Source organism: Pseudomonas marginalis (genome assembly GCF_001645105.1).
Taxonomy (GTDB): Bacteria; Pseudomonadota; Gammaproteobacteria; order Pseudomonadales; family Pseudomonadaceae; genus Aquipseudomonas; species Aquipseudomonas petroselini.
Map to the genome: position 1 here is coordinate 295,376 of NZ_LKEG01000034.1, position 18,114 is coordinate 313,489.

Annotated in this window: 17 protein-coding genes and 1 pseudogene; 8 read left to right on the forward strand and 10 right to left on the reverse strand. The window is 61.4% G+C overall.

From position 1 onward, the window contains the following. Positions 1-15: 15 nt before the first annotated feature. Positions 16-384, forward strand: a complete 369-nt coding sequence (locus AO064_RS10655; protein WP_064053247.1) for a DUF4870 domain-containing protein — start codon at positions 16-18, stop codon at positions 382-384. A 58-nt stretch (positions 385-442) separates the two neighbouring features. Here AO064_RS10655 and AO064_RS10660 read toward each other — a convergent pair whose 3' ends face one another. Then, the gene (locus tag AO064_RS10660) at positions 443-1,222 is read right to left on the reverse strand and encodes an exodeoxyribonuclease III (protein WP_003195493.1); all 780 of its coding nucleotides are present in this window, start codon (positions 1,220-1,222) and stop codon (positions 443-445) included. Between the two features lie 82 nt (positions 1,223-1,304). Here AO064_RS10660 and pyrE point away from each other — a divergent pair, with 82 nt between their 5' ends. Further along, a complete protein-coding gene (gene pyrE / locus AO064_RS10665) occupies positions 1,305-1,949 on the forward strand; it encodes an orotate phosphoribosyltransferase (RefSeq protein ID WP_003195489.1) in 645 nt (214 codons plus the stop codon). 206 nt (positions 1,950-2,155) lie between these two features. Here pyrE and argB read toward each other — a convergent pair whose 3' ends face one another. The 4 genes and pseudogenes from argB to coaBC all read right to left on the reverse strand — a co-directional run bounded on the left by argB (position 2,156) and on the right by coaBC (position 6,412). Further along, positions 2,156-3,061 carry an acetylglutamate kinase gene (argB, locus tag AO064_RS10670; RefSeq protein ID WP_015886532.1) on the reverse strand — a complete coding sequence of 302 codons (906 nt, stop codon included), beginning with the start codon at positions 3,059-3,061 and terminating at the stop codon, positions 2,156-2,158. A gap of 19 nt (positions 3,062-3,080) precedes the next feature. Continuing rightward, a pseudogene (locus AO064_RS10675) lies at positions 3,081-4,502 on the reverse strand (phosphomannomutase/phosphoglucomutase); the annotation flags it as partial. Between the two features lie 240 nt (positions 4,503-4,742). Further along, positions 4,743-5,198 (reverse strand): dUTP diphosphatase, encoded by a 456-nt coding sequence (gene dut, locus AO064_RS10685; protein ID WP_010207501.1) that lies wholly within the window; start codon positions 5,196-5,198, stop codon positions 4,743-4,745. A 5-nt stretch (positions 5,199-5,203) separates the two neighbouring features. Beyond that, the gene (gene coaBC / locus AO064_RS10690) at positions 5,204-6,412 is read right to left on the reverse strand and encodes a bifunctional phosphopantothenoylcysteine decarboxylase/phosphopantothenate--cysteine ligase CoaBC (RefSeq protein ID WP_064053249.1); all 1,209 of its coding nucleotides are present in this window, start codon (positions 6,410-6,412) and stop codon (positions 5,204-5,206) included. A 152-nt stretch (positions 6,413-6,564) separates the two neighbouring features. On the opposite strand from coaBC, the gene radC reads away from it, so the two are divergent. After that, positions 6,565-7,239 carry a RadC family protein gene (gene radC / locus AO064_RS10695; protein ID WP_015886529.1) on the forward strand — a complete coding sequence of 225 codons (675 nt, stop codon included), beginning with the start codon at positions 6,565-6,567 and terminating at the stop codon, positions 7,237-7,239. A 56-nt stretch (positions 7,240-7,295) separates the two neighbouring features. On the opposite strand, the gene AO064_RS10700 is transcribed toward radC, so the two are convergent. Then, a complete protein-coding gene (locus tag AO064_RS10700) occupies positions 7,296-8,888 on the reverse strand; it encodes an ABC transporter substrate-binding protein (RefSeq protein WP_064053250.1) in 1,593 nt (530 codons plus the stop codon). A 458-nt stretch (positions 8,889-9,346) separates the two neighbouring features. On the opposite strand from AO064_RS10700, the gene rpmB reads away from it, so the two are divergent. Next, a complete protein-coding gene (gene rpmB, locus AO064_RS10705; protein WP_003176907.1) occupies positions 9,347-9,580 on the forward strand; it encodes a 50S ribosomal protein L28 in 234 nt (77 codons plus the stop codon). A gap of 11 nt (positions 9,581-9,591) precedes the next feature. Then, on the forward strand, positions 9,592-9,747 hold the full coding sequence (gene rpmG / locus AO064_RS10710; RefSeq protein ID WP_003176906.1) for a 50S ribosomal protein L33: 156 nt from the start codon (positions 9,592-9,594) through the stop codon (positions 9,745-9,747). A 71-nt stretch (positions 9,748-9,818) separates the two neighbouring features. Here the strand turns inward: rpmG and AO064_RS10715 are convergent, their stop codons facing one another. Beyond that, positions 9,819-10,181 carry a cupin domain-containing protein gene (locus tag AO064_RS10715; protein WP_064053251.1) on the reverse strand — a complete coding sequence of 121 codons (363 nt, stop codon included), beginning with the start codon at positions 10,179-10,181 and terminating at the stop codon, positions 9,819-9,821. Between the two features lie 230 nt (positions 10,182-10,411). Here AO064_RS10715 and AO064_RS10720 point away from each other — a divergent pair, with 230 nt between their 5' ends. Continuing rightward, a complete protein-coding gene (locus tag AO064_RS10720; RefSeq protein ID WP_064053252.1) occupies positions 10,412-11,905 on the forward strand; it encodes an aldehyde dehydrogenase in 1,494 nt (497 codons plus the stop codon). A gap of 179 nt (positions 11,906-12,084) precedes the next feature. Continuing rightward, entirely contained in the window at positions 12,085-13,227 is a 1,143-nt protein-coding gene (locus AO064_RS10725) for an MFS transporter (RefSeq protein ID WP_064053253.1), read from the forward strand. Positions 13,228-13,262: 35 nt separating this feature from the next. Here AO064_RS10725 and AO064_RS10730 read toward each other — a convergent pair whose 3' ends face one another. After that, positions 13,263-14,828, reverse strand: a complete 1,566-nt coding sequence (locus AO064_RS10730; RefSeq protein WP_064053254.1) for a phospholipase D family protein — start codon at positions 14,826-14,828, stop codon at positions 13,263-13,265. Positions 14,829-14,890: 62 nt separating this feature from the next. Beyond that, complete coding sequence (locus AO064_RS10735) at positions 14,891-16,315, reverse strand: aminotransferase-like domain-containing protein (protein ID WP_064053255.1); 1,425 nt, start codon at positions 16,313-16,315, stop codon at positions 14,891-14,893. A gap of 166 nt (positions 16,316-16,481) precedes the next feature. Here AO064_RS10735 and AO064_RS10740 point away from each other — a divergent pair, with 166 nt between their 5' ends. Beyond that, entirely contained in the window at positions 16,482-16,706 is a 225-nt protein-coding gene (locus AO064_RS10740) for a DUF1127 domain-containing protein (protein ID WP_064053256.1), read from the forward strand. Between the two features lies 1 nt (position 16,707). On the opposite strand, the gene AO064_RS10745 is transcribed toward AO064_RS10740, so the two are convergent. Then, positions 16,708-18,000 (reverse strand): NAD(P)/FAD-dependent oxidoreductase, encoded by a 1,293-nt coding sequence (locus AO064_RS10745; protein ID WP_064053257.1) that lies wholly within the window; start codon positions 17,998-18,000, stop codon positions 16,708-16,710. Between the last annotated feature and the right edge of the window lie 114 nt (positions 18,001-18,114).

The window sequence follows — 18,114 nt, forward strand, 5'->3', positions numbered from 1 at the left end:
TCAAGGAGAAACGCCATGAATGACAACCAGATGCCAGTGCCCACGCCTTCCTACGAAGTGCGCCAGGGGGCAATGTTGTGCCATCTCGCGGCGTTTCTGGGGTTTGTGTTCCCCTTCGGCAGTGTCGTGGGGCCGCTGATCCTGTGGCAGATGAAGAAAGAAGTGGACCCGTTCATTGATGATCAGGGCAAGGAAGCCCTGAACTTCCAGATCACCGTGGCCATCGCCTGGATAACTTGCATCGTGCTGGCCTTCGCGGTGATTGGCTTTTTCCTGATGTTCGCCCTGGCGATCGCCACGGTGGTGCTGACCATCATTGGTAGCATCAAGGCCAACAAGGGGATCGCCTATCGCTATCCGCTGACCTGGCGCGTGATCAAATAATGAACAGGCACAAAAAAACCGACAGCGATGTCGGTTTTTTTGTGCCTGGAAAAAGACCTCAGATGGTCAATGTCCAGTCGTAGTCCACGATCAGCGGCGCGTGCTGCGAGAAGCGTGGCTGGCGCGGCAGGCGTGCGCTGCGAACGAACCGGCGCAGGCCGGGGGTCAGCAACTGGTAGTCGAAACGCCAGCCCAGGTTGAGCATCTCAGCCTGTTCGTTATCCGGCCACCAGCTGTACTGGTCGCCTTCGCGGCTGACTTCGCGCAGTGCGTCGACATAGCCCATGTTGCCGACAATCTCGTCCATCCAGGCGCGTTCCGGCGCCAGGAAGCCTGGAGATTGCTGGCTGTCGCGCCAGTTCTTGATATCCAGCTTCTGTTGCGCCACGTACAGCGAGCCACAATAAATGTACTCGCGACGTTTGCGCCGCTGTTTGTCCAGGTAACGGGCGAAATCGTCCATTAGCTTGAACTTCTGGTTCAAGTCTTCATCGCCGTTCTGCCCCGAAGGGAGCAGCAAGGTCGCGATGCTGACCTTATCGAAATCGGCTTGCAGGTAGCGCCCGTAGCGGTCGGCTGTCTCGAAGCCGAGGCCGCTGATGACCGCCTTGGGTTGCAACCGCGAATACAAAGCCACGCCACCTTGGGTGGGCACTTCGGCATCGCAGGCATAAAGGAAGTAGCCATCCAGTTGGAAGGCTGGGTCGTCCAGTTCAAAGGCGGAGGCGCGGGTATCCTGCAGGCAGATGACGTCGGCATTCTGGGCTTGCAGCCAACTGAGCAAACCACGCTCGACTGCAGCCTGAATACCATTAACGTTCACACTGATGATCCGCATAAATGGCCCCAAAAATCGCGTGCGTGTATGATACACGCCGTCTACCTAATTAGCTAAATCCGTGGTATCTGAGGCTTTTTTCATGCAGGCGTATCAACGCGATTTCATTCGTTTTGCCATCGATCGCGGCGTTTTGCGCTTCGGTGAGTTCACCCTCAAGTCCGGGCGCACCAGCCCGTACTTCTTCAATGCGGGCTTGTTCAACTCCGGTTCGGCCCTGGCTCAGCTGGGTCGTTTCTATGCGGCAGCCATCGTTGAAAGCGGTATTTCCTTTGATGTGTTGTTTGGCCCAGCCTACAAGGGCATTCCCCTGGCCGCCGCGACAGCCGTGGCCCTGGCTGAACATCACGGGCAGGACCTGCCGTGGTGCTTCAACCGCAAGGAGGCCAAGGCCCATGGCGAAGGCGGGAGCCTGGTGGGCGCACCGCTGACCGGCGACGTGCTGATCATCGACGACGTGATCACCGCTGGCACCGCCATCCGTGAGGTGATGCAGATCATCGCCTCCCAGGATGGCGCCAAGGCTGCCGGCGTGTTGATCGCGCTGAACCGCCAGGAGCGTGGCAACGGTGAGTTGTCGGCGATCCAGGAAGTGGAGCGTGATTTCGGTATTCCGGTGGTGAGCATCGTGTCGCTGAACCAGGTGCTGCAGTTCCTGGAAGATGATCCGCAGCTCAAGCAGCATTTGCCTGCTGTTCGTGCGTACCGTGAGCAATTCGGCGTCTGACACAGAGCCCCCTTGTGTGTGAGGGCTAGTGTGGGAGGGGGCTTGCTCCCGATGGCGGTGTATCAGTTGGTATTTTCAGCACTGACCCACCGCTATCGGGAGCAAGCCCCCTCCCACATTTGGATCACCGCAAGGCTCAAGTTAATCGCCTGTATAAAAAAGCCCTGCTCAATCAGATTGAGCAGGGCCTTTTTGTTTTTTGGCGTTTAAGGACGCTTGCGGTTACTGATCAGGGTGCCCACACCGGTATCGGTGAAGATTTCCAGCAGGATCGCATTCGGCACCCGGCCGTCGAGGATCAGCGAGCTGCCCACGCCGCCTTGCACCGCTTCCAGCGCGCAACGGATCTTCGGCAGCATGCCACCGTAGATGGTGCCGTCGGCGATCAGCTCGTCGACCTGTTGGGTCGTCAGGCCGGTCAATACCTTGCCTTCCTTGTCCATCAAGCCGGCGATGTTGGTCAGCAGCATCAGCTTTTCAGCCTTCAGCGCTTCAGCCACCTTGCCGGCCACCAAGTCGGCGTTAATGTTGTAGGACTCGCCATTGGCGCCCACGCCGATCGGTGCGATCACGGGAATGAAGTCGCCCTTGACCAGCAGGTTCAGCAGGTCGGTATTGATACCGATCACTTCGCCTACCTGGCCGATGTCGATGATTTCCGGCTGGGTCATTTCCGGCGTCTGACGAGTCACGGTCAGTTTTTTCGCACGGATCAGCTCCGCATCCTTGCCGGTCAGGCCGATGGCGCTGCCGCCGTGGCGGTTGATCAGGTTGACGATGTCCTTGTTGACCTGGCCGCCAAGGACCATCTCCACCACGTCCATGGTCTGCGCGTCAGTGACGCGCATGCCATCGATGAAGTGACTCTCGATCGACAAACGCTTGAGCAGGTCGCCGATTTGCGGGCCGCCACCGTGGACCACTACCGGGTTGATCCCCACGGCTTTCATCAACACGATGTCGCGGGCAAAGCCGGTTTTCAGCTCGTCGCTTTCCATGGCATTGCCGCCGTACTTGATCACCAGCGTCTTGCCGACGTAGCGTCGAATGTAAGGCAACGCTTCGGAAAGGACCTTGGCGGTATTGGCAGCGGCTTCGCGTTCGAGGGTCATTCAGGGCTCCGGTAAAAAATCAGAACGGTAATTGGAGATCAGGGGCAACACGTTTCAACTGGGCGTGGAACACGTCCTTGATGCGCTGCAACTCAGCCTCGGTATCCGCCTCGAAACGCAGGACCAGCACCGGTGTGGTGTTGGACGCGCGAACCAGGCCCCAGCCTTTGGCGTAATCGACTCGCACACCATCAATGGTGGTCAGGTTGGCGCCTTCGCCCCATTGCGCATCGTGCAGTGCGTCAATGATGCTGAATTTGCTCTCCTCGGTCACATGGATATTGATCTCTGGCGTAGAAATATCGTTCGGGAAGGTCTGGAACAGCTCTTCGGCGGTGGATTTTTCCTTGCTGAGGATCTCCAGCAGGCGTGCGGCACTGTAAATGCCGTCGTCAAAGCCGAACCAGCGCTCCTTGAAGAACACGTGACCACTCATTTCGCCGGCCAACAGCGCGCCGGTTTCTTTCATTTTCTTTTTGATCAACGAGTGACCGGTCTTCCACATTAGCGGGCGACCGCCGTATTCCTTGATCAGCGGCGTGAGGCGGCGGGTGCACTTCACGTCGAAAATGATCTCGGCGCCTGGGTTACGTGCAACCACGTCGCGGGCGAACAGCATCAGCAGGCGGTCCGGGAATACGATTTCGCCGGTTTCAGTCACCACCCCCACGCGGTCGCCGTCGCCGTCAAAGGCCAGGCCGACGTCAGCCCCGGTTTCCTTGACCTTGGCGATCAGGTCAACCAGGTTTTCAGGCTTACCCGGGTCCGGATGGTGGTTGGGGAAGTTGCCGTCGACCTCGCAGAACAAGGGGATCACTTCGCAGTTCAGGGCTTCGAGCAGCTGTGGGGCGATCACGCCGGCCGCGCCGTTGCCGCAGTCCACCACCACTTTCAGGCGGCGCTCAAGTTTGACGTCACGGGTGATTTCGTCAGAGTAGCGCTGCAAGATGTCGACTTTGGTGATGGTGCCCTTACCGCTGGTCAGGTCGTTGGTTTTCAGGCGGTTGTGCAGGGCCTGGATCTGTTCGTTGGCCAGGGTGTCGCCAGCGATGACGATCTTGAAACCGTTGTAGTCCGACGGGTTATGGCTGCCCGTGAGCATCACCCCGGACTTGCCGGCCAGTACGTTGGCTGCGTAGTACAGCGCTGGGGTCGGCACCAGGCCGACATCACTCACATGGCAACCGCTGTCGGCCAGGCCCTGGATCAGTTGTTCCACCAACTCCGGGCCGGACAGGCGACCGTCACGGCCGACCGACACATTGGGCTCATCCTGGGCCAGGCTCTGTGAGCCGATGGCGCGGCCAATCCAGTAGGCGGTTTCGGCAGTCAGCGTCTTAGGCACCACGCCACGGATGTCGTAGGCGCGAAAGATGCTGTCGGGGAATGTCGGGGCTACTCGGGCTGCGGTACTCATCGCGGGGGGAAACTCCATCTGAAGGGGGCAAGGCTGGCCTTAATGTGGCTGACCGGCAGGCTCAAACTGAAGGGTATGACGGTGTTTTCGGCAGAGAGTTCGTGGTGCAAAAGTGCCAGCAGCGTGCTGGCTTCTTCCCGCTGTCTACGTAACACATTGATTTTTATGGGGAAATCTCGCTGATAAAGTCCGCGCATTCTTCGTCCTGAAAAGCCTTGCGGTGGCGTCGGGCCGGGCAACGGCGCCCGGCCAGATTCAGCTTAGTCAGTGACTGCCGGAATGCCCAAAGCCGCCTGCGCCACGCTGGGTCTCATCAAACTCTTCTACCAGTTCAAAGTGTGCCTGCACCACCGGTACCAGTACCAGCTGGGCGATTCGCTCGCCTACGGCGATGTTGAACGCGGTCTGGCCACGGTTCCAGCACGACACCATCAGCTCGCCTTGGTAGTCCGAGTCGATCAGGCCCACCAGGTTGCCCAGCACGATGCCGTGTTTGTGGCCCAGGCCGGAGCGCGGCAGGATCAGCGCCGCCAGGCCAGGGTCGCCAACGTAGATCGACAGGCCGGTCGGAATCAGCAGGGTCTGGCCCGGCTCAAGCACGGTGTCTTCCTTGAGCATGGCGCGCAGGTCGAGGCCGGCGGAGCCCGGTGTGGCGTAGGCCGGCAGTGGGAATTCGTTGCCGATGCGTGGATCGAGGATCTTGGCTTGCAAAGCGTGCATGGAAATTAAACCTGGTTCAGCCGTTGGGCGATAAAAGAGATCAGTTGGCGGGCAATCTTGCCCTTGCTGGTCTGGGCGAAAAGGGTGGCGTGCAGCTCGCGGTCGATCACGCTGCAGGCGTTTTCCTCGCTGTTGAAGCCGATGCTCGGGTTGGCGACATCATTGGCCACGATCAGGTCGAGGTTTTTGTCTTTCAATTTGCGTGCGGCGTAATCCAGCAAATGCTCAGTCTCGGCGGCGAAGCCGACACTGAACGGACGGTCCGGACGCGTGGCGATGGTGGCCAGGATGTCTGGGTTGCGCACCATTTGCAGGAGCAGGCCATCACCGCTTGTAGGGTCTTTCTTGAGTTTTTGCGGGGCGACGACTTCCGGGCGGTAGTCCGCAACCGCTGCCGAGGCGATAAACAGGTCGCACGGAATAGCGGCCTCACAGGCCGCCAGCATGTCGCGGGCGCTGACTACGTCGATTCGCGTGACCCGATCAGGGGTCGGCAAATGCACCGGACCGGTGATCAAGGTGACACGTGCGCCTGCCTCGACCGCCGCTTCGGCCAAGGCGAAGCCCATTTTTCCTGAGCTATGGTTGGTGATGTAGCGCACCGGGTCGATGTTTTCCTGGGTCGGGCCAGCCGTAATCAGCACGTGCTTGCCGGTCATGGCCAGGTGTTGGAAGCACTCGGCGGCGCACAGCGCCAGGTCGGTGGCTTCGAGCATCCGGCCCATGCCGACGTCGCCGCAGGCTTGGCTGCCGGACGCCGGGCCGAACACCTTGAGGCCACGGCTTTGCAGGAGTTGAGTGTTGGCCTGGGTGGCCGGGTCGCGCCACATGGCCTGGTTCATGGCCGGGGCGATGGCGACGGTGGCGTCGGTGGCCAGTACCAGGGTGGTCAGCAGGTCATCGGCAATGCCTTGGGCCAGTCGCGCGATCAGGTCGGCGGTAGCGGGCGCGATCAGCACCAGGTCGGCCCATTTGGCCAGCTCGATATGGCCCATGGCGGCTTCGGCCGCGGGGTCCAGCAGGTCCAGGTGAACCGGGTGCCCGGACAACGCCTGCATGGTCAGTGGAGTAATGAACTCACTGCCGCCGCGCGTCATGACCACGCGCACTTCGGCGCCCTGGTCCAGGAGCCTGCGGACCAGCTCTGCGCTCTTGTAGGCGGCAATGCCGCCGCCAACGCCGAGAACGATGCGTTTCCGATACAGACGCTGCATTGGTTTGCCTTTCCAGTTCAGTGATGCCAGTTCAGTGACGCCTGCGATGCCCCCTCCCCAGGGGAAATCACATGCAAAAAAGAGGGCCTACGATAACACAGCGTCCGCGAGTCAACAGCGGTGCACATGGCGTATAGGGAGAGGGAGCAGGGATGAGTATTCGCGATTGGCCGGCGGCGGAGCGGCCGCGAGAAAAGCTTTTGGAATGGGGCGCGGCGAGTCTGTCGGATGCCGAGCTGCTGGCGATCTTCTTGCGTACAGGGGTTTCCGGCAGGAGCGCAGTGGACCTGGCGCGCCATCTGTTGGCGCAATTCGGCGGCTTGCGCCCGTTGTTGGAGGCCAGTCAGGCACTGTTCAACCAACAATTGGGCTTGGGGCCGGCGAAGTTTGCCCAGTTGCAGGCGGTACTGGAAATGGCCAAGCGGCACATGGCCGAACGCCTGCGACATGACTCGGTGCTGGAGAGCCCGAAGGCCGTGCGCGATTACCTCAAGGCGATGCTGCGGCATGAGCCCCACGAGATCTTCGGCTGTCTGTTCCTTGATTCAAGGCACAGGGTGCTGGGTTTCGAGGCCTTGTCCCAAGGCACCATCGACGCGGCGATGGTTTACCCCCGGCAGGTGGTCAAGCGCGCCCTGGCCTATAACGCGGCGGCGCTGATCCTTTGCCATAACCATCCTTCCGGCAGCCTTGAGCCGAGCGCAGCTGATCGAAAATTGACCAAGTTGCTGCAAAAGGCCTTGGAAGTGGTGGATGTGCGGGTCCTCGATCACATCATCGTAGGAGACGGCGACCCGTTGTCGATGGCGGAATATGGGTGGCTGTAGAAGCAGCAAATGAACGGGTGAAGCTGCAAGCCTCAAGTGGGCTTGCAGCGTGCAGCTTAGGGCTTGACGCTGACCTTCGAGAAATCCTGGCGCCCGAATGGGCTCACCTGGTAGCCCTCGACATTCTTGCGGGCCAGGGCAAACGCCGTAGGGTGCGCGAGCGGCAGCCACAGTGCCTGCTGCTGGATCTGCGCCTGGGCCTGCTGGTAGAGCTTGCTGCGCACCCCTTGCTCGCTGGTGGTCTTGCCGGCGCTGATCAGCTTGTCCAGCGTTGGGTCGCAGTAGCGGGCGAAGTTGGTGCCGGATTTCACTGCCGCGCACGAGAACTGCGGGGTCAGGAAGTTATCCGGGTCGCCGTTGTCGCCGGCCCAGCCCATGAACAGCAGGTCGTGTTCGCCGGCTTTGGCGCGGCGGATCAGCTCGCCCCATTCGATCACACGGATCTCGGCCTGGATGCCGACCTTGGCCAGGTCAGCCTGCAGCAGTTGGGCACCGAGGTTCGGGTTCGGGTTCAGCAGGCTGCCGGTGGGGCGGGTCCAGAGGGTGGTCTTGAAACCGTCCTTCAGACCGGCGCGGTCCAGCAGTGCCTTGGCCTTGGCAAGGTCTTGCGGGTAACCGGGCAAGTCCTTGGCGTAGCTCCAGGTGTTGGGCGGGTAAGGGCCGTTGGCGGCGTCGGCGGTCCCTTCAAACACGGCTTTGAGGTAGCTGCCCTTGTCGAAGGCCAGGTTGATCGCCTGGCGCACTTCAGGTTTGTCCAGGGGCGGGTGCTGGCTGTTGATGGCCACGAAGGCGGTCATGAAGGCAGCGGTTTTCTCGACCTTGAGCGCCGGGTCTTTTTCGGCCTCGCCCACGTCCAGCGGCTTGGGCGACAGGGCAATCTGGCATTCATCACGGTGCAGCTTCTGCAGGCGCACGTTGGCGTCCGGGGTGATGGCGAAGATCAAGTTATCCACAGCCGGTTTGCCGGCGAAGTAGTCCGGATTGGCTTTGTAGCGCACCACGGCGTCTTTCTGGAAACGGCTGAAGATGAACGGGCCGGTGCCGATCGGTTGGCTGTTGAGCTTTTCCGGCGTGCCGGCCTTGAGCAGTTTATCGGCGTATTCCGCCGGGTAGATCGAGGCAAAACCCATGCTCAGGGCGGCGAGGAAGGTGGAGTCGGCATGGTCCAGGGTAAAGCGCACGGTGAGCGGGTCGAGGGCGTCGATTTTCTTCACCAGCGTCGGCAGTTGCAGCGACTGCGCGTGGGGGAAGCCGCTCTGGGCGATCTTGTGCCATGGGTTGGCCGGGTCGAGCATGCGCTCGAAGCTGAAGCGCACGTCTTCGGCGGTCAGGGTGCGGCTTGGGGTGAAGTAGTCGGTGCGATGGAATTTCACATCCGGGTGCAGCTTGAAGGTATAGGTCAGGCCATCCGGCGAGACGTCCCAACTGTCTGCCAGGCTGGGCACCAGTTTGCCGCTGGTCGCGTCATAGTCCACCAAGCGGTTCATCAGCACATCGGCCGAGGCGTTGGTGGTGGTCAGCGAGTTGTATTGCACCACATCGAACCCTTCGGGGCTGGCCTCGGTGCAGACGCTCAAATTGCTGGCGGCAGAGGCCAGCGGGGCGATGAATAGAGGGGCTAGCAATAGCGGTAGGGCAGCGAGGCGCATGTTCGGTTTCCTTTGCAGATCGAAGGCCCATCTGCGAGTGCAGTCTGGAAAAGTCCTACCGTAGTGGTCTGATAGGTAAATGACTAGCCCATTTTTGGCTGTGCTTTTGCCCCAAATGCTGTTTTGATGGCGCCTCATCGCGTTTCGTCGAGCACTTCACGGTGTTCGCGCGCGCTGTAAATCATTCTGTGCGACGAGCGGTCGGCTATGACAGCGGCCCCTCCTGGCAGCGGTTCAGGCGTCTGTCGCCAAGATTTACGCCAGTAAAAACACGCGGGCTGTTGTTGCACTGGGGTCTTTCTGGTATAAAGCAGCGCTCTTTTCTAGGGGCCCGGTTCCTTCGCTTGTAGGTGTAGCCGGTAAGACCCTAAAGAAACGCGGCGCCTGGCGCCAAATGACTGAGAGATTAAGCGGCCAACCCATGCCGGGTTGGGCATGTGGTTTTAGAGGGCTGAGGCATGTCGAGAGTCTGTCAAGTTACCGGTAAGGGTCCGGTGACTGGGAATAACATTTCCCACGCAAATAACAAAACCCGTCGTCGTTTCCTGCCGAACCTGCAGCATCACCGCTTCTGGGTTGAAGAAGAGAAACGTTTCGTCCGTCTGCGCGTATCCGCTAAAGGCATGCGCATTATCGACAAGCGTGGCATCACTGTCGTGCTGGCCGAAATCCGTGCCGCTGGCAAGATCTAAGGAGCTCTATCATGCGTGAATTGATTCGAATGATCTCTAGCGCCGGTACTGGTCACTTCTACACTACCGACAAGAACAAGCGTACTACCCCGGACAAGCTCGAAAAGAAAATGTTCGACCCGCGCGTTCGCAAGCACGTGATCTACAAAGAAGGCAAAATCAAGTAATTGATTTTCCTCCTTGTGAAAAAAAGCCCGTATCTCACGATCCGGGCTTTTTTTTGCCTGTGATTTGCCGGTCAGGCTTTCTGTTCGAACACCACGTAGATCTTGCGGCAAGGCTCCAGCACTTCCCAGGTGCCGCTGAAGCCGGCGGGGATCACGAAGCGATCACCCGCGCGCAAGGTCTTGGCATTGCCGTCGACATCACGTAGCACGGACACACCTTGCACAATCTCGCAGTACTCATGCTCGGTGTAGTTGACCTTCCATTGCCCGACCTCACCTTCCCACACCCCGGCGCTCATCTGGCCGCACGGGCTGTTGTAGTGGTTGTAGATCGTTTGCTCGGGATCACCCTTGAGGATTTTTTCGGCGGCGGGGCGGTAGCGGTCTGGGGCGGTGTTGGCTTGGCTGAAGTCGACGATGTCCTGGATGCTCATGTGCGTGTCCCGTCTGGCCTGCGGTTGGAGAGCCCAAAGTCTATGTTTATTAAAATGAACATCGCAAGGGCGTTTTCCTACGTTATGTCAAATATATTGAAACATCCCCAGCCGCTGGTTTAGGGTGGCAGCTGCCTTGAGCCGAACAGCTGGCTGGCGGGGCACGCATTCTTTGAGGCTGCCGGGGGACATCGCCTGGCCCTTGTATTCCATAAGAGGAGGACACTCGCATGACCACCCTGACCCGTGCCGACTGGGAACAACGCGCCAAGGATCTGAAGATCGAAGGCCGCGCTTACATTAATGGCGAGTACACCGCCGCTGTTTCCGGTGACACCTTCGAGTGCATCAGCCCGGTCGATGGTCGCCTGCTGGCCACTGTTGCCAGCTGTGACGCCGCCGACGCCCAGCGCGCCGTAGAAAACGCGCGTGCCACGTTCAACTCCGGTGTGTGGTCGCGCCTGGCGCCGGCCAAACGCAAAGCCACCATGATCCGTTTCGCTGCGTTGCTCAAGGCCAATGCCGAAGAGCTGGCGCTGCTTGAAACCCTGGACATGGGCAAGCCGATCAGCGACTCCCTGAACATCGACGTACCCGGCGCGGCGAATGCCCTGAGCTGGAGCGGCGAAGCCATCGACAAAATCTACGACGAAGTTGCCGCCACTCCGCACGACCAACTGGGCCTGGTGACCCGTGAGCCGGTCGGCGTCGTCGGCGCCATCGTGCCGTGGAACTTCCCACTGATGATGGCCTGCTGGAAACTCGGCCCGGCGCTGTCCACCGGTAACTCGGTGATCCTCAAACCGTCCGAAAAATCCCCACTGACCGCCATCCGTATCGCGGCCCTGGCCGTTGAGGCCGGTATTCCAAAAGGTGTGTTCAACGTGCTGCCGGGCTACGGCCACACCGTGGGCAACGCGCTGGCGCTGCACATGGACGTCGATACCCTGGTGTTCACCGGTTCGACCAAGATCGCCAAGCAACTGTTGATCCGCTCCGGCGAGTCGAACATGAAGCGTGTATGGCTGGAAGCGGGCGGCAAGAGCCCCAACATCGTGTTTGCCGATGCACCGGACCTGCAAGCCGCCGCCGAGTCCGCCGCCGGCGCTATCGCCTTCAACCAGGGCGAAGTCTGCACCGCCGGTTCGCGCCTGCTGGTGGAGCGTTCCATCAAGGATAAATTCCTGCCACTGGTGATCGAGGCCCTCAAGGGCTGGAAGCCAGGCAACCCGCTGGACCCGGCCACTAACGTCGGCGCGTTGGTGGACACCCAGCAGATGAACACCGTGCTCTCGTACATCGAAGCCGGGCATGCCGATGGCGCCAAGTTGGTCGCCGGTGGCAAGCGCACCTTGGAAGAAACCGGCGGTACTTATGTCGAGCCGACGATTTTTGACGGCGTGACCAATGCGATGAAGATCGCCCAGGAAGAGATCTTTGGTCCCGTCCTGTCGGTGATCACCTTCGACAGCGCCGAGGAAGCGGTCAAGATCGCCAACGACACGGTCTATGGCCTGGCCGCCGCCGTGTGGACAGCCGATATCTCCAAGGCGCACCTGACCGCCAAGGCCCTGCGCGCCGGTAGCGTGTGGGTCAACCAATATGACGGCGGCGACATGACTGCGCCGTTTGGTGGCTTCAAGCAATCGGGTAACGGTCGCGACAAGTCGCTGCATGCGTTCGACAAGTACACCGAGCTGAAGTCGACCTGGATCAAGCTCTAAGCCACACCGCTCGCCAAAGGTGGGGCTTGCTGTGGTGAGCAGGCTTGCCCTGCGCTGGGCTGCGAAGCGGGCCCGCCGGATTCTCAGTGAACCCGGCGGGGGACAAGCCCCCCCACCACAGCAAGCCACCTCCCACACTGTTTTGTGTGTTCTCAAGAATTATCCACAGGAGCGTGGCAATGCGTTGGGCGACTTATTTCGCCGTCCTGGCCTCGGTACTCAGCGTCGGCCTGGCGCTGGGTGTCGGCATGCCGCTGGTGTCCCTGCGCCTTGAAAGCTGGGGCTACGGCAGCTTTGCCATTGGCGTGATGGCGGCTATGCCCGCGTTTGGTGTGCTGCTGGGCGCCAAGGTCTCCAGTCGCATGGCCTCCTGGCTCGGCACGGCCAACCTCATGCGTCTGTGCCTGTGGGCGGGCGCGGTGTCCATCGGCTTGTTGGCGATCCTGCCCAGCTATCCGGTCTGGCTGGTGTTGCGGCTGATGATCGGCGTGATCCTCACCATCGTATTTATCCTCGGCGAAAGCTGGATCAACCAATTGGTAGTGGAGCAGTGGCGCGGCCGGCTGGTGGCCCTGTATGGCTGCAGTTATGCCTTGAGCCAACTGTCGGGCCCGTTGCTGCTGGGCCTGATCGGCACCGACCATGATTATGGTTTCTGGGTGGGCGTAGCCCTGCTGATGGTGGCGCCGCTGTTGCTGCTGGGACGCGCCGGCGCACCGAGCGCCGAGTCCTTCAGCGTGACCTTCGCGCAACTGTGGCGCTTCTGCCTGAGTCTGCCCGCGATTGCCTGGGCGGTGGCGCTGTTCGCCGCATTCGAGGCGATGATCCTCACGTTGCTGCCGGTGTATTGCCTGCAGCAAGGCTTCACCGCCGAAGTTGCCCTGGCCATGGTCAGCACGGTGGTGGTCGGCGATGCGCTGCTGCAACTGCCCATCGGTGCGCTGGCCGACTACCTGCCGCGACGCACGTTGTTCCTGGGCTGTGCGCTGTTGTTGCTGGCATCGAGCCTGGCCATTGCGCCGTTGATGCACACGCCGCTGATCTGGCCGGTGTGGGTGCTGTTCGGCGCCAGTGCCGGCGGTTTGTTCACCCTGTCGCTGATCCTGATCGGCGAGCGTTACCGTGACGATGCGCTGGTGCGCGCCAATGCCCATGTGGCGCAGTTGTGGGGTATCGGCTGCCTGATCGGCCCGTTGGTTGCCGGTGCCGGCAGCCAGTGGGTCAGCGGGCATGCGCTGCCGTGGCTGATGGCGGCGGGCGCGCTGGGGCTGGTGGTGCTGTTGCTGCGCCAAGGCGCCTTCGGCGCAGCACAGCCAGCCTGACCTGACATGCAATCGCGTGTGGGGCTTCGTCTTTCTTAGAGCATCCGCTCGAGGCCAACGCTGGTGGCGAACCACGCATTGAAGCGCCGCCACCAGTTGCCCGGCTCGCGGGTGAGGGTGTGCAATTGGCCGTTGTCCTCGGTGACCCACACGATCTGGCCATCCTGCAATTTCGCCTCATAGCTCAAGGCCGGGGCCATGCCTTGCAGCGCCAGGTTACGCACGTGTTCCGCCAGCTCCGGGCTGTCGACCAGCACACCCACTTCGGTGTTCCACAGCACCGAGCGCGGGTCGAAGTTGAAGGAGCCGATAAACGATTTCGTCCGATCAAAAATCATCGCCTTGCTGTGCAAGCTGGAGTCCGAACCACGGAACGTACCGCGCCGAAACAGGTGTGGGCCGCTGCCGCCGCCGTCCCCAGGTTGGCGGCGCAGCTCATAGAGCTTCACGCCATGTTCCAGCAGGGCCTTGCGGTAGGGCGCGTAACCGCCGTGCACGGCCGGCACGTCGGTGGCTTCGAGCGCGTTGGTCAGCAGGCTGACCGACACGCCGGCGTCGGCGCGCCCGGTCAGGTACACCAGCCCCGGTTGCCCCGGCACGAAGTAGGCCGAGATCATGATCAGCTCGTGGTTGACCCCTTCGAGTTCCGGCGCCAGTTGCGTCGTGAGCAGCAGCCGAGGGTCTGGGTCGGCCTTGGACAGCACCTTGCTCGGCGCATCCCAGAGCGCCTGGTTCCAGGCCCAGATCAGCTCGCGGCGCCAGATGTCCATGCGCGGTTGGGTCTGGTAGGTGCGCAAGCGGTTGTACAGCGCGTGATTCTGCTGGCGCGACTCGGCCAGCGAGGCTTCCAGTCGCACGCGTGCGGCGGCCAGGTCGCCTCGGGTCGGCGCAATGGACACGAAGTCATCAATGGGTTTGCTCAGGGCACTGTTCCAGTACTGGTCGAAACTGTGGCCGAGCTGCTCAGCCACCGGCCCCACGCTGAGCATGTCGATGTCGGTGAAGTTCAGGTTGGGCTCGGCGTCGAAATATTCATCCCCCAGGTTGCGCCCGCCGACGATGGCCACGCTGTTGTCCGCCAACCACAGCTTGTTGTGCATGCGCCGATGCTGCAGCGACAGGTTGAACAAGCGGCCCATGGCCCGTGTCGCGCCGGTGCTGCGCCCTAGGTGCAGCGGGTTGAACAGGCGAATCTCGATCTTGGGGTGGGCGGCGAGGGTGGCGATGATCTGGTCCAGGCCATCACTGGTGGTGTCGTCCAGCAGGATACGCACGCGCACGCCGCGGTCAGCGGCCTTGAGCAGTTCGTCCACCAGCATGCGGGTGCTGATGCCGTCGTGCACGATGTAGTACTGCAGGTCGAGGCTGGTCTGGGCGTTACGGATCAGCTCGGCACGTGCCATGAACGCCTCGCTGCTGTTGGGCAGCAGGCGGAAACCGGAGCGCCCTTGATAGGGCGCGGCCTGGGCCTGGATCGACCGGCCGAACGACGATTGCGCGGCGGGCAGGGCGTCGCTGGGGATGCGCGGTACGCTCACAGTGGCGCAGCCACCCAGGGCCAGGGCTCCCAACAGGAAAAACGGTAATAGCCGTTGAATCATCAAGGGAGTTGCTTCCAGATCAGGGCGGTTGTCGGCATATGACGGCAATTTCCCGCGAAAGGTCAGTCGGCCACCTCAGCGAGCATTTTGCTGGCGGCGGCACCGACCTTGCGCACGGCTTCTTCAATCTGTGCGGTTGGCTTGGCAGCGTAGTTCATGCGCAGGCAGTTGCGGTACTTGCCCGATGCGGAAAAGATGCTGCCTACGGCCACCTGCACGCCTTGTTCCATCAGCACACGGTTGAGCTTCAACGTATCAAAGCCTTCCGGCAGTTCGATCCACAGCATGAAACTGCCCTGGGGGCGACTCGCCCGCGTACCTGCCGGGAAATAACGGCTGACCCAGTCAAGCATCAAGTCGCGATTACGCTGGTATTGCGTGCGCATCCGCCGCAAATGGGGCTCGAAGTGGCCGCCTTTGAGGAATTCGGCTATTGCGATCTGCGGCTGCGTGGCGGTTGATCCGGTGCTGATGTACTTCATGTGCAGCACCCGCTCCAAGTAGCGGCCGGGAGCAACCCAGCCGATGCGCAATCCGGGCGCCAGGGTTTTCGAGAACGAACTGCACAACAATACTCGGCCGTCTTCGTCGAAGGACTTGATGGTGCGCGGGCGTGGATAGCTGTAGGCCAGTTCGCCGTATACGTCATCTTCGATGATCGCCACGTCAAAGCGCTGGGCCAAGGTCAGCAGCGCACGTTTGCGCGCTTCCGGCATGATGTAGCCCAAGGGGTTGTTGCAGTTGGGCGTGAGCTGGATAACCTTGATCGGCCACTGTTCCAGTGCCAGCTCCAGGGCTTCGAGGCTGATGCCGGTGATGGGGTCGGTGGGGATTTCCAGGGCTTTCATTCCCAGCCCTTTGAGGGTCTGCATGGCGCCGTGGAAGCTCGGTGAATCCACCGCGACAATATCACCCGGCTCGCAAATGGCATGGATGCTGGCGGACAGCGCTTCATGGCAGCCGGTGGTGATGACGATATCGTCGGCAGTCAGTTGGCAGCCGGAATCCAATGACAGTCGCGCAATTTGTTCGCGTAATTCCATACAGCCCATGATGTTGTCGTAGTACAGCCCCGGCAAGTCCTGGCGCCGGCTCACACGGGCCAGGCTGCGCAGCAGGGGCTTGATCGTAGGTGACAATACGTCCGGCATACCACGGCCCATCTGTATGACGTCTTTGCGGGGGACGGCGCGAATCAGTTCCAGCACCTGGTCCCATTGCGATATTTCCACCGGGCGCTGGGCGGGTCGACCGATTTCGGGCAGGGCCGGCAGCGCTCGGCCGACCGGCACAAAATAGCCAGATTTGGGTTTGGGCATCGCCAGGCCATTGTCTTCCAGCAATCGATAAGCCTGTTGCACGGTGCTCAGGCTGACCCCGTGCTCCACGCTCAGGGCCCGTACGGAAGGCAATCGATCGCCGGGGCGGTAGAAGCCCTGTTCGATGCGTGTACCCAGCAGTTCGGCAAGGTTGACGTAGAGGGTCATGGCGGTCACTCCCGAGAGACCAGTACAGATAGGGGGAAAATACAGGATTCAGGCGTCCGCAGGCAGTGTCTGTATGGATTTAATAAGATTGAGTTGAATCTGTAATGCTTTTGCCCCGGCGCTCATGCTTGTCACTCGTAGCAACAAGCAATCGAGGGGCAACACCATGAGCGGTATGAGCGATGTGCGGCTGGCGTTACACAGTCAGGAGTTGGAGGCAGGGCAAGCGCGCGCGACGGCGCCGCGGGAGATCAGCCGCTGGAGCCTGTTCTGGCACCGCCGTCACACGCGCAGGGCGTTGCTGCACCTGACCCGCGAGCAGTTGCGTGACGTCGGGCTGACCGAGGAGCAGGCGCGCCAGGAAGGAGTGAAACCGTTCTGGCGCAGTTGATTCACACCCGCTCTTTGAGCCTATGCCAGAGCATCCCCAATGCCAGCAGTGGCGAGCGCAGGTGCTTGCCGCCGGGGAAGGTGAGGTGCGGCACCTGGGCGAACAGATCAAAGCGCGCCTGTTGTTGGCCACTGATGGCTTCGGCCAGCAGCTTGCCCGCCAGGTGCGTGGCGTTGAGGCCATGGCCGGCGTAGGCCTGGGCGTAATACACGTTGGGTTGGTCGGCCAGTCGGCCAATCTGCGGTAGGCGGTTGGCGCCGATGCCGATCATGCCGCCCCATTGGTAATCGATTTTTACATCGGCCAGTTGCGGGAACACCTGCAGCATCTTCGGACGCATGTACGCGCCGATGTCCTTGGGGTCGCGACCGGAGTAGTGGCACGCGCCGCCGAACAGCAATCGGCGGTCGGCAGACAGTCGGAAGTAGTCCACGGTCACGCGCTGGTCGCACACCGCCATGTTCTGTGGCAGCAGGTTGGCGGCCTGGGCTTCGCTCAACGGCTCAGTGGCGATGATGTAGCTGCCGGCGGGCAGCACTTTGCCGCTCAGGTGTGGGTTGAGGTCATTGAGGTAGGCATTGCAGGCGAGTACCAGGGTCTTGGCGCGTACATTGCCCTGAGCGGTATGCACGTTGACCTCGGGGCCGTAGTCGATGCGCGTGACTTCGGACTGTTCGAACAACTTTACGCCCAATTGCTGCGCCGCGGCGGCTTCGCCGAGGGCCAGGTTGAGCGGGTGCAAGTGGCCGGAGCCCATGTCGATCATACCGCCCACGTAGCGGTCGGAGCCGATTACGCTGCTCATCTCGCTGGCCTGCAGCAGGCGCACTTCATGGCGATAGCCGAGGCTGCGCAGTTCTGCGGCGTCTTCGGCCAGGCCTTGCAGGTCGCGAGGTCTGTTGGCGAGGTCGCAGTAACCCCAGGTCAGGTCGCAAGGGATCTGAAAGCGCTCGACGCGCTCGCGCACGATCTCCACGGCTTCCAGGCCCATCAGCTTCATCTCGCGCACGCCCTCGGTCCCGATCACCTTGGCGAACTGGTCCAGGCCGTGGCCCACGCCGCGAATCAACTGGCCGCCGTTACGCCCGCTGGCGCCCCAGCCGATTTTGCGCGCTTCCAGCAACACCACGCTGAAACCGCGTTCGGCCAGCTCCAAAGCCGTGTTGAGCCCGGAAAAACCACCGCCTACCACGCACACATCCGCCGTGTTCTCGCCGGTCAGTACCGGGTAATCGGGGTGCGGCACGCTGCTGGCCGCGTAGTAGGAAGTGGTGTGCCGGGCGCTGGCGGTCATGGGGAGCATCCCTGTTTGGAAAATTTGACGCAGGATACAGCGGTCGGACGAAGCTGTCTGCGCAGGGCGTTTTGCGGCAGAATCCACGTCTATTCGCCGTTCGGTACGTGTTTC

Bases quoted from the DNA above. Each gene is read 5' to 3' on its own strand.
- dut (WP_010207501.1), bottom strand. From the start codon at position 5,198: ATGCACGCTTTGCAAGCCAAGATCCTCGATCCACGCATCGGCAACGAA.
- AO064_RS10730 (WP_064053254.1), bottom strand. From the start codon at position 14,828: ATGATTCAACGGCTATTACCGTTTTTCCTGTTGGGAGCCCTGGCCCTG.
- coaBC (WP_064053249.1), bottom strand. From the start codon at position 6,412: ATGCAGCGTCTGTATCGGAAACGCATCGTTCTCGGCGTTGGCGGCGGC.
- AO064_RS10700 (WP_064053250.1), bottom strand. From the start codon at position 8,888: ATGCGCCTCGCTGCCCTACCGCTATTGCTAGCCCCTCTATTCATCGCC.
- radC (WP_015886529.1), top strand. From the start codon at position 6,565: ATGAGTATTCGCGATTGGCCGGCGGCGGAGCGGCCGCGAGAAAAGCTT.
- AO064_RS10720 (WP_064053252.1), top strand. From the start codon at position 10,412: ATGACCACCCTGACCCGTGCCGACTGGGAACAACGCGCCAAGGATCTG.
- AO064_RS10735 (WP_064053255.1), bottom strand. From the start codon at position 16,315: ATGACCCTCTACGTCAACCTTGCCGAACTGCTGGGTACACGCATCGAA.
- AO064_RS10655 (WP_064053247.1), top strand. From the start codon at position 16: ATGAATGACAACCAGATGCCAGTGCCCACGCCTTCCTACGAAGTGCGC.
- AO064_RS10740 (WP_064053256.1), top strand. From the start codon at position 16,482: ATGAGCGGTATGAGCGATGTGCGGCTGGCGTTACACAGTCAGGAGTTG.
- AO064_RS10745 (WP_064053257.1), bottom strand. From the start codon at position 18,000: ATGACCGCCAGCGCCCGGCACACCACTTCCTACTACGCGGCCAGCAGC.
- AO064_RS10725 (WP_064053253.1), top strand. From the start codon at position 12,085: ATGCGTTGGGCGACTTATTTCGCCGTCCTGGCCTCGGTACTCAGCGTC.
- rpmG (WP_003176906.1), top strand. From the start codon at position 9,592: ATGCGTGAATTGATTCGAATGATCTCTAGCGCCGGTACTGGTCACTTC.
- argB (WP_015886532.1), bottom strand. From the start codon at position 3,061: ATGACCCTCGAACGCGAAGCCGCTGCCAATACCGCCAAGGTCCTTTCC.
- rpmB (WP_003176907.1), top strand. From the start codon at position 9,347: ATGTCGAGAGTCTGTCAAGTTACCGGTAAGGGTCCGGTGACTGGGAAT.
- pyrE (WP_003195489.1), top strand. From the start codon at position 1,305: ATGCAGGCGTATCAACGCGATTTCATTCGTTTTGCCATCGATCGCGGC.
- AO064_RS10715 (WP_064053251.1), bottom strand. From the start codon at position 10,181: ATGAGCATCCAGGACATCGTCGACTTCAGCCAAGCCAACACCGCCCCA.
- AO064_RS10660 (WP_003195493.1), bottom strand. From the start codon at position 1,222: ATGCGGATCATCAGTGTGAACGTTAATGGTATTCAGGCTGCAGTCGAG.